Consider the following 1,385-nt stretch of genomic DNA (forward strand, 5'->3'; position numbering starts at 1 on the left):
GGTTTGTCTGAATCCTCCGGCGTGCAGGAGGCTTCTGGTGATGTAGTTGCCGAGGTTGGTGAAGCCGAGGGCGATGCCGCGCAGGTGTTCGAGCCTGCCGTTGATGGCCTCGGTGGGCCCGTTGCTGGAGAACGTGTGATCGAAGAAGGCCAGGACGTCGCCCAGGCGGCGTTTGAGGGTACGCGCCAGTGTCTTCAGCTCGCCGGGCGCGTTGGCGGGTCTGGCGTTGATGCTGTCGACGAGCTCGTGCATCATGCCGCGCGCCTTGCGTCGGTCGGGTTCGTCGTAGCAGGCGATGATCTTCTGGTAGGAGCCCCACATGACCTTCAGCGGCTCGTTGTCTTCGTTCCCGAACAGCCGGTCGAGCAGGGAGCGTTGCCGGTCGGTGAGGGTGGCGTGGGTCTTGAGCAGGATTCGGCGGGCCCGGTACAGCGGGTCCTGCTTCGTGCCGCGCCTGCCGGTGGCCTCGAGCTGGAGGCGTTGGCGGCATTGGGTGAGCTTGTCGCCGGCGAGCCTGACGACGTGGAACGGGTCGAGGACCTCCCTGGCATGGGGCACGGCCTTCCTGACAGCGTGCTTGTATCCGGCGAACGCGTCCATCGCCACGACCCGCACGTTCCTTCTGAACTCCTCGGAGCGGGAGGCGAGCCATCCGGCGAACGCCGCGCCGCTCCTGCCCTCGACCACGTCCAGGAGACGGGCCGGCCGCCCGTCCCGGCGGGGCGTCAGGTCCACGACCACGGTCACGTATCTGGAGCCCCGGGGCGTGTGCCGCCACACATGCTCATCCACGCCAATCACGGCGACTCCGTCCAAGCGGCGTTCGTCGTTGATCAGACGCGCCATGCCTTCGGACAGGACCGCGTCGTTCGCACAGTCCCACGAGCAGCCCAGCGTCATGGCCACGCTCCTGACGCTCATCGCGTCCAGCACCACGGAGGCGACCGCCCACCACACGGCCCGTTCCGTCAGCCGCCGCCCGTCCGCGGCCACGCGCGACAGGTCGTCCTCCCACGCGCCGCCGCACCCGCGGCATTCGTAACGCCGGCAGCGGACCAGCAGCCGGACCCCGGCCTTGCCCAGGGGCGTGTGGATGAACCGACGCCAACGAGAGCTGCGCACCGGCGAGGGACCCCCGCAATCCGGGCAAGACCTCGCCGGTTCAATGGGCTCGCAGCGGATCTCCCACACGCCGCCCCGGCCGCCACACGGCACATGACGCTGTGCCACGCCCCTCAATCCCAGAGAATCCAACCCCAACAACGCATCCCCGTCGAACCTGTTAAACTCGCGTACAGGCCGTGAGACATCTTCGGTTATCTTCTTCACAACCAACCATGATGCCCCACGGCTCTCCCATCACACACACGAAAACCGGAAGAGCC

At 67.5% G+C, this 1,385-nt stretch carries 1 protein-coding gene; it reads right to left on the minus strand.

Annotated features, from left to right (window positions below; translation table 11 throughout):
* On the minus strand, nucleotides 1–1,263 hold a 1,263-nt coding region (locus KIH73_RS10750; RefSeq protein ID WP_219083380.1), incomplete at its 3' end, for an ISL3 family transposase.
* Between the last annotated feature and the right edge of the window lie 122 nt (nucleotides 1,264–1,385).

It is taken from the genome of Bifidobacterium phasiani (genome assembly GCF_019331775.1).
Taxonomy (GTDB): domain Bacteria; phylum Actinomycetota; class Actinomycetes; order Actinomycetales; family Bifidobacteriaceae; genus Bifidobacterium; species Bifidobacterium phasiani.